Origin of the sequence: Rhizobium oryzicola (genome assembly GCF_030504645.1) — a bacterium.
GTDB lineage: Bacteria > Pseudomonadota > Alphaproteobacteria > Rhizobiales > Rhizobiaceae > Neorhizobium > Neorhizobium oryzicola.
In genome coordinates, this window is record NZ_JAUKWQ010000018.1 from 21,229 (window position 1) to 28,632 (window position 7,404).

The window sequence follows — 7,404 nt, forward strand, 5'->3', positions numbered from 1 at the left end:
GTCGTGCACATCACCGCTCGACTCACCAGCGTTCTTCATGAACCGGAACGGAAACAGTTTTCTCATTGACCACATTCGCTGATCTTGGCCTGAGCCAGAAAGTCCTATCCGCCGTCACAGACGCGGGCTACTCCACGCCCACGCCGATCCAGGCTGGCGCGATCCCGGTCGCTCTTCAGCGACGCGACGTTTGCGGTATCGCGCAGACCGGAACCGGCAAGACGGCCTCCTTCGTGCTCCCGATGCTGACGCTTTTGGAAAAGGGCCGGGCCCGTGCGCGCATGCCGCGCACCCTGATCCTGGAGCCGACACGCGAACTGGCAGCGCAGGTTGCGGAAAACTTCGAGAAATACGGCAAGAACCACAAGCTCAACATCGCCCTTCTGATTGGCGGCGTCTCCTTCGATGAGCAGGATCGTAAGCTGGAGCGCGGCGCAGACGTTCTCATCTGCACGCCAGGTCGCCTGCTTGATCATTGCGAGCGCGGCAAGCTTCTGATGACCGGCGTTGAAATCCTGGTGATCGACGAAGCAGACCGCATGCTGGACATGGGCTTCATCCCGGATATCGAACGGATCGCCAAGCTCATTCCGTTCACGCGCCAGACCCTGTTCTTCTCGGCCACCATGCCGCCGGAAATCCAGAAATTGGCAGATCGCTTCCTGCAGAACCCTGAGCGCATCGAGGTGGCACCGCCCTCCTCCACCGCCAAGACGGTGACGCAGCGACTGGTTGCCTCCAACCACAAGGATTACGAGAAGCGCGCCGTCTTGCGCGACCTGATCCGCGCGCAGGACGATCTGAAGAACGCTATCATCTTCTGCAATCGCAAGAAGGATGTAGCTGACCTGTTCCGTTCGCTGGACCGACATGGTTTCTCGGTCGGCGCGCTGCATGGCGACATGGATCAGCGCTCCCGCACCACGATGCTGGCCAACTTCAAGGACGGCAATATTCAGCTTCTGGTCGCCTCCGACGTTGCCGCACGCGGCCTCGATATTCCTGATGTCGGCCACGTCTTCAACTTCGATGTGCCGATTCATTCCGAAGACTACGTTCACCGTATCGGTCGCACGGGCCGCGCCGGTCGCTCGGGTCGCGCGTTCACCATCGTGACAAAGTCTGACACTAAGTATGTGGACGCGATCGAAAAGCTGATCGGCCAGAAGATTGAATGGCAGGATGGTGATCTCTCCGCCCTGCCACCGCCGTCTGAGAGCCACGACAGCGGACGCAAGGGTCGTGAGCGCGACAAGGGTCGTGGCAAGCGCCGCGAAGAACCGCGCAGCCGCGACATTAACCCGAAAACCGAAGATGCACCAATCCAGGCAAGGACGGAGAACGTGACGAGCGAGCATCACAAGGCAGACCATCGTAAGGCCCAACACGGTGGCCGCAATGCGCGTCCCTATCCGGCCAATGACGACCAGCGCGATCGCCGCAACCGCCACCGCGACCACGATGACGGCCCGACGCCAGTTGGTTTTGGCGATGACATCCCGGCTTTCATGTTGATCGTCGCCAACGCAAAGGCTTGAGGTTTTCGCCATGGACACAAAAGTCGATCTCCGCATGCCAGGCGTCGGAGTAGGACTTTTGATCGTCAGCGACGACCTACACGTCTTGCTCTACCGTCGGAAAAAAGAGCCGGAAGCCGGGTATTGGAATATTCCTGGCGGCAAGGTTGACTTTCTAGAGCATTCAGCCGAGGCCGCCAGACGCGAAGCTGAAGAAGAAACAGGGCTGACCATCGGAACGATCCGATTCCTGTGCGTTTCCGAACAACTTTTCCCTGACCTGAACCAGCATTGGGTGTCGCAGATATATGGCACTCTTGACTATACCGGTCAGGCCACTCTTCGTGAGCCGGACAAGTTTCACGACTTCGGCTGGTTTCCGCTGGACAATCCGCCGCAACCGCTGTCGCGGTTTGCTGCGGACGCTTATCGTGCTCTGATGGCACTCCGAGCCACCGGCACGAATTAGGATCTATTTTGCCGTCGATCGGACCGCTGCCTCATAAGACAGCCGAACCCATTTCGCCATGATATCCGGATCGTCCAGCGCCTCATCTGGTACGGACCAGTAGGGCATGGCGACGGGCTTGCCACTCTTGCCCTCATATGTCCACTGCCTCGCTCCTGCAGCTTCAAAGTCTGCGGCCGCTCTCGCGTCCGCCTTCAGCAAAATGTCACCATAGATCTCAATCGCGAAGATGACGCCTGCGTGGTAGATGCCCTTTCCGCCGAACATGCGGCGAATAGTAATCGGCCCAAGACATTCAAACATCTCTTCGATGGCGGCATTATCCAAGGCGTTACTCCTGCAAGCGCCCGCCGGCGGCCACCACCGCATCCGGCGTATCCACATCGATATGGGCAGCGTCTCCAATCTCGACTTCGATGATGGCAAGCCCGGAACCTTCGATCAAGGCACGGGCACCGACATCGCCTTCCAGTCGCCGCACCTTGTCGAACAGCGCCTTCGGCAGGATGATCGGATTGCCACGCTTGCCGTGTCCGCAGGCGCGTACGATCACGCCGCCGCCATTCTCCTGGAAGGCGCGTAACAGCGCATCGATATGTTCTGCTGTCACCGCCGGCATATCCGCCAGCATCACAAGCACGCCGTCCAGATCCCGCAACACCTCCGAGGCAAAACCGCTGGCCAGCGATGAGCCCATGCCTTCGGTAAAAAGCGGATTGAATTCCCTTACGATATCCAGATCGGCCAGCGCCTCATCAATCTGCACGCGGCGATGCCCCGTCACGGCCAGCACGGGGCGGGCCTGGCTTTTGAGCAGCATTTCGGCACGATCCCGCACCAGCGGCTTTCCGGAAAATTCAGCCAGCAGCTTGTGACCAGCATGACCCATGCGCCTTGCCTGACCAGCCGCCATCAGCAGCGCGCCGACCTTCAGCGCCTGCCGCTCCGCCTGCCCCTCTTCGCGCGGCCGCGGCCGCGTCGGGATTTCCATCAAAAGACCTCCCACCCCAAGCCCAGTCAATTCGAAGCGATCCGGATATTCACCCGCCAGCAGACGGTTCAAAACCCAGTCGAAACCGTTTTCCTTGGGCGAACGCGCACAACCCGGCGCGCCGACGACCGGCACGGCACCGATGCGACCGAGCACCAGCAGATTGCCGGGATCGACGGGCAGGCCAACCTGCTCCACCTCGCCGCCCGCCAGCTCTATGGCTGCTGGAATGACATCTGCCGCGTCCACCACTGCCGAAGCACCAAACACCACGATGAGCTTGGGCCGGTCGGACGCTGCCGCCATGGTTTCCGAAATGGCAGAGGCCACGGCCTGCGGCGCATGCGCCACACGCACCTCGTTTGCCAGTGGACTGGCCGATAGCGAAAGCCTTTGCTCCAGGATCTTGCGCGTCTTGTCCATCGTGGAGGGTTTGAGCGACGGCAGTTCGGTCGCGATCAAAGTCACGTTGTGCGACCGGAACGGCTTGATGACGAACGGTGCTTCAAGTGCCAGCGCACTCCGCGCCTGCTCCACCTTGTCGCCTGCAACTGCCAAGGGAATGATCTTCACTGTCGCGACCATGTCACCCGCCTGAACAGGCGCACGATCGGCAAGACAGGCGAGCGTGATCGCGGGATCAATCCGGTTGAGCGTATCGACAACGGATCGATTGGCGCAGAACAGACCGCTCTCGGTGGCGTAGAGATTGACGCGGCCCGTGGCTGCAGGAGAGCGCCGGAGATATGCGCCGGGAATGGCGCTGGCAATCAGCTCCGCCGCCTCGTCCTCGCCGATATCACCCGGCTCCAGACGGGCGATCACGACCTGCTGGACGCCGCTTTGCGCCAGAATTTCAAGATCCCCGGAGCTCAGAACATGACCCTTTGGGAACCGTCCACCCGAATGGGAAACGCTATGGGCAAGCACCGCATCCAGAGCGTCGACAACAGGCACTTCACCGAAGATCATTGTGCGGCACCCGCTTGTGCAACGGGTGATGCAAGCGAACGGCAGCGATAGGCTGCAATCACCTCCGCGAGAATGGCAACCGCAATTTCCGCCGGGCTTGCGGCACCGATATCAAGACCTATCGGCGCCTTGATCCGGTCAATCTCGGTCGAGGACAGACCAAGCGCCGTCAGCCGCTCCACGCGCTTCGCATGGGTCTTGCGGCTTCCGAGTGCCCCCACGTAGAAGCAGCCCTTTCGAAGCGCATCGGCCAGCGGAAAATCATCGATCTTCGGGTCATGCGTCACCGCCACCAGCGCCGTATAGGCATCCAGCGGACGTTCTCTGAGAACATCCTCCGGCCAGTCGGCCACGAGGTCGATCCCCTCGAAACGCTCCGGCGTGGCAAAGGCCGTGCGCGGATCGATAATCGAAATATCATAGCCGGCTACCGGTGCAAGCTTAGCCAGCGCCTGCGTGATATGGACGGCACCGATGGCTAGAATGCGGGGCGGCGGCAGGTAGGCGTTGATGAAAAATGGCCGGCCCTCCACGTCCACGTTGCCCGCTTTGCCGCTGAGGAAAGCACTCTGCACCGCCTCGGCAAAAGCGTCCGGTGTCGCCTCTCCCTCAACGATGACCAAACCCTCGCCGCCATCCAGCGAAACGATCTGGACCACGGCCTGACGCGCGCGCCGCGCCGCATTCAATTTTTCCAGCAGTGCCAGCTTCATGCGGCCAGCCTCTCCACATAAACGCGGATGCGCCCGCCGCAGGAAAGGCCGACGCGCCAGGCCGTCTCATCCGCCACGCCGAATTCCAGCATGCGCGGCGCACCGGATGCGATGACATCCAAAGCCTCGGTGATGACCGCACCCTCGACGCAGCCACCTGACACCGAACCTTCGAAGTTGCCTTCGCCATCAATGACAAGGTGGCTGCCAGTGGGCCTTGGCGCCGAACCCCAGGTCTCGATAACAGTGGCGATGGCGACATCACGGCCCTGTCTCTGCCAGTCTTCGGCAATGGTCAGCGGATCATCGATGACAGTCATGGATAAGTCCTTTCCAGAAAGCGGCGGGGATCAGCGGAGAGCCTGCCGGTCGTACCTGACAGCACAGCCGCGAGATCGCCGATTGCCTCTAAGTTATGTACTGGACGGAATTCGTCCACATGCGGCAACATCACTTTTACGCCACGCGCCCTTGCTTCAAAGCCCTGGAATCGCAACAGCGGGTTGACCCAGATCAGCCGCCGGCAGGACCGGTGCAGGCGATCCATTTCGCGCTCCAGTTCTTCGACGCCGTCGCGCTCCAGCCCGTCCGTCAGCAAGAGCACCACTGCACCCTGCCCCAGAACCCGGCGACCCCACAGCCGGTTGAACTCGGTCAGTGTCTGGCCGATCCGCGTGCCACCGGACCAGTCCTTGACGGTTGCCGTGCAGGCGGCCAGAGCCTCGTCCGGGTCCCGGCGGCGCAGTGCACGCGTCACATTCGAAAGCCGCGTGCCGAACAGGAATACATGCATCTTGCGTCGCCTCTCCATCATGGCGTGAGAGAAGTGCAGGAAGATGCGAGTGTATTGGCTCATCGAGCCGGAAATATCGGCCAGCACCACCAGCGGCGGCTCCACGTGGCGACGCTTGCGAAAACGCGGCAGCATCAGATCGCCGCCGATTTTCATCGCCTGGCGAAGGCTGGCGCGCGGATCGATCTTCGGCGGACGGTTGGACGGCTGAAACCGCCGTGTCGCAACCTTGTCGAATGGCATCGCCATCCTGGAAAGTTCGCGCCGCGCCAGCGCCAGTTCGGCAGCGGACATCTGGGCGAAATCCGTATGCCGCAATACCTCGGAACCGGAGGCGGTGAAACGGGCATCCGTCTCGATCTCAGGCGGCGCTTCCTTCGCCTGCGGCCGCGATTGTTCCGCCACCAGCGCATCCTTCACGCGCGCTGCCGCAGGCTTCGGCTTTTCCTTGGCCTGCGAGGATGCGGCCTTGGGCGACATCATCGCGATCATCTTTTCAATCAGGTCGCGCTTGCGCCAGAACAGGCGAAAGGCTTCGTCGAAGACAGCCAGATCTTCCCGGCGCTTGACGAAGATGGCTTCCAGCGTTGCCTTGAATTCCTCCCGGCCGCCAATGCGGACAGCCTCGACGGCTGCAACGGCATCCAGACTTTCCTGTGGCCCGACCTTCAGACCCGCACGTCGCAGCACCCGCGAAAAATAGAGGATGTTTTCCGCAAGCCGCCCGTCTCCGGTCGGAACAGGCGGCAGGACGGCGCCATCGCCAAGCATTGCCGCCACCATGACCTTACCCCGCTGCCAGCAGTTCCGCCTTGACGTCGGAGAGGATGCGGTCGCTCTCGCCGCCCTTCAGCCGGGCAATATCCTCCTGGTATTTGAGCAGTGTTCCCAGTGTATCGGCGATGGTTTCGGGATCGAGCGCAATCCGGTCCAGTTCGGTCAGCGCCGTTGCCCAGTCGATGGTTTCGGCAACGCCGGGGTTCTTGAAGAGATCGATGCTGCGCAGCTTCTGCACATAGGCAACGATCTGGCGGGATAGAGCATCCGCAGCGCCAGGCACTTTGCGACGCAGGATTTCCAACTCCTGTGCCGCATCGGGATAATCGACCCAGTGATAAAGACAGCGCCGCTTCAGCGCGTCATGGATCTCGCGGGTGCGGTTGGTGGTGATGACGACGATCGGCGGCTCGGCGGCCTTGATCGTGCCAAGCTCCGGGATTGTCACCTGGAAATCGGAGAGCACTTCCAGGAGAAACGCCTCGAAGGCTTCATCGGTACGATCTAATTCATCGATCAGGAAGACGGGTGCCGGCTGTCCCGGCTCGCCCAGAGCCTGCAAGACAGGACGGCGGATCAGGTGGCGTTCGGAATAGAGGCTCGTCTCAATACTCTTGCGATCCTGCAGACCGCTCGCTTCCGACAGGCGGATATCCAGCATCTGCGCCGGATAGTTCCACTCGTAAACCGCAGAAGCGATATCCAGCCCCTCATAGCATTGCAGACGGATCAGCGGACGGTTGAGCCCCTTGGCAAGCGCCTTGGCGATCTCCGTCTTGCCGACGCCCGCTTCGCCTTCCAGAAACATCGGCCGCTTCATGCGAAGCGCCAGGAACACCACTGTCGCAAGGCTTCGGCCTGCGAGGTAATTCTGCCCCGCCAGAAGCGAGACGGTTTCATCGATAGTGTCGGGCAGCGGATTGGAAAGGTGATCGGCCATGGTTCCTCCCATCAGGGAAACCTAACGCGCCGCAAGGCACCGGTCCAGTTCTACGTGCGTCGGATTTTATGCCTAGGCGGTGCAGCGAATGACCTACCTCCCCATCAAGGGGCAGTGTTTACAGAATCAGCTTTCGGGATTCTATTTGGTTCCGGCAGGTGATTTGGAGAGGAGGGTCGCGGATGGATTGCCCGAGATGCCATGGACAGGATCTGCGCAAAACCGGCTTGAA

At 61.1% G+C, this 7,404-nt stretch carries 8 protein-coding genes; 2 read left to right on the forward strand and 6 right to left on the reverse strand.

The window, feature by feature from the left end; genetic code table 11:
- Nucleotides 1-65: 65 nt before the first annotated feature.
- Nucleotides 66-1,538 carry a DEAD/DEAH box helicase gene (locus Q2T52_RS26330; RefSeq protein WP_302079884.1) on the forward strand — a complete coding sequence of 491 codons (1,473 nt, stop codon included), beginning with the start codon at nucleotides 66-68 and terminating at the stop codon, nucleotides 1,536-1,538.
- 10 nt (nucleotides 1,539-1,548) lie between these two features.
- Nucleotides 1,549-1,986 carry an NUDIX domain-containing protein gene (locus Q2T52_RS26335; RefSeq protein WP_302079885.1) on the forward strand — a complete coding sequence of 146 codons (438 nt, stop codon included), beginning with the start codon at nucleotides 1,549-1,551 and terminating at the stop codon, nucleotides 1,984-1,986.
- Between the two features lie 3 nt (nucleotides 1,987-1,989).
- On the opposite strand, the gene Q2T52_RS26340 is transcribed toward Q2T52_RS26335, so the two are convergent.
- From Q2T52_RS26340 to Q2T52_RS26365, 6 genes are read right to left on the reverse strand one after another with little or no spacing between them, the layout of a single operon-like run.
- Nucleotides 1,990-2,313 (reverse strand): TfoX/Sxy family protein, encoded by a 324-nt coding sequence (locus Q2T52_RS26340; protein WP_302079886.1) that lies wholly within the window; start codon nucleotides 2,311-2,313, stop codon nucleotides 1,990-1,992.
- A gap of 4 nt (nucleotides 2,314-2,317) precedes the next feature.
- Nucleotides 2,318-3,949 carry a molybdopterin-binding/glycosyltransferase family 2 protein gene (locus tag Q2T52_RS26345; protein WP_302079887.1) on the reverse strand — a complete coding sequence of 544 codons (1,632 nt, stop codon included), beginning with the start codon at nucleotides 3,947-3,949 and terminating at the stop codon, nucleotides 2,318-2,320.
- Nucleotides 3,946-4,662 (reverse strand): XdhC family protein, encoded by a 717-nt coding sequence (locus Q2T52_RS26350; protein WP_302079888.1) that lies wholly within the window; start codon nucleotides 4,660-4,662, stop codon nucleotides 3,946-3,948. The genes Q2T52_RS26345 and Q2T52_RS26350 overlap by 4 nt, the downstream gene beginning before the upstream one ends.
- Nucleotides 4,659-4,982, reverse strand: coding sequence for an XdhC family protein (locus tag Q2T52_RS26355; protein ID WP_302079889.1), 324 nt, complete (start codon nucleotides 4,980-4,982; stop codon nucleotides 4,659-4,661). Before Q2T52_RS26355 ends, Q2T52_RS26350 begins: the two co-directional genes overlap by 4 nt.
- Nucleotides 4,979-6,238 carry a vWA domain-containing protein gene (locus Q2T52_RS26360; protein WP_302079890.1) on the reverse strand — a complete coding sequence of 420 codons (1,260 nt, stop codon included), beginning with the start codon at nucleotides 6,236-6,238 and terminating at the stop codon, nucleotides 4,979-4,981. Before Q2T52_RS26360 ends, Q2T52_RS26355 begins: the two co-directional genes overlap by 4 nt.
- Before the next feature lie 4 nt (nucleotides 6,239-6,242).
- Entirely contained in the window at nucleotides 6,243-7,172 is a 930-nt protein-coding gene (locus tag Q2T52_RS26365; RefSeq protein WP_302079891.1) for an AAA family ATPase, read from the reverse strand.
- Between the last annotated feature and the right edge of the window lie 232 nt (nucleotides 7,173-7,404).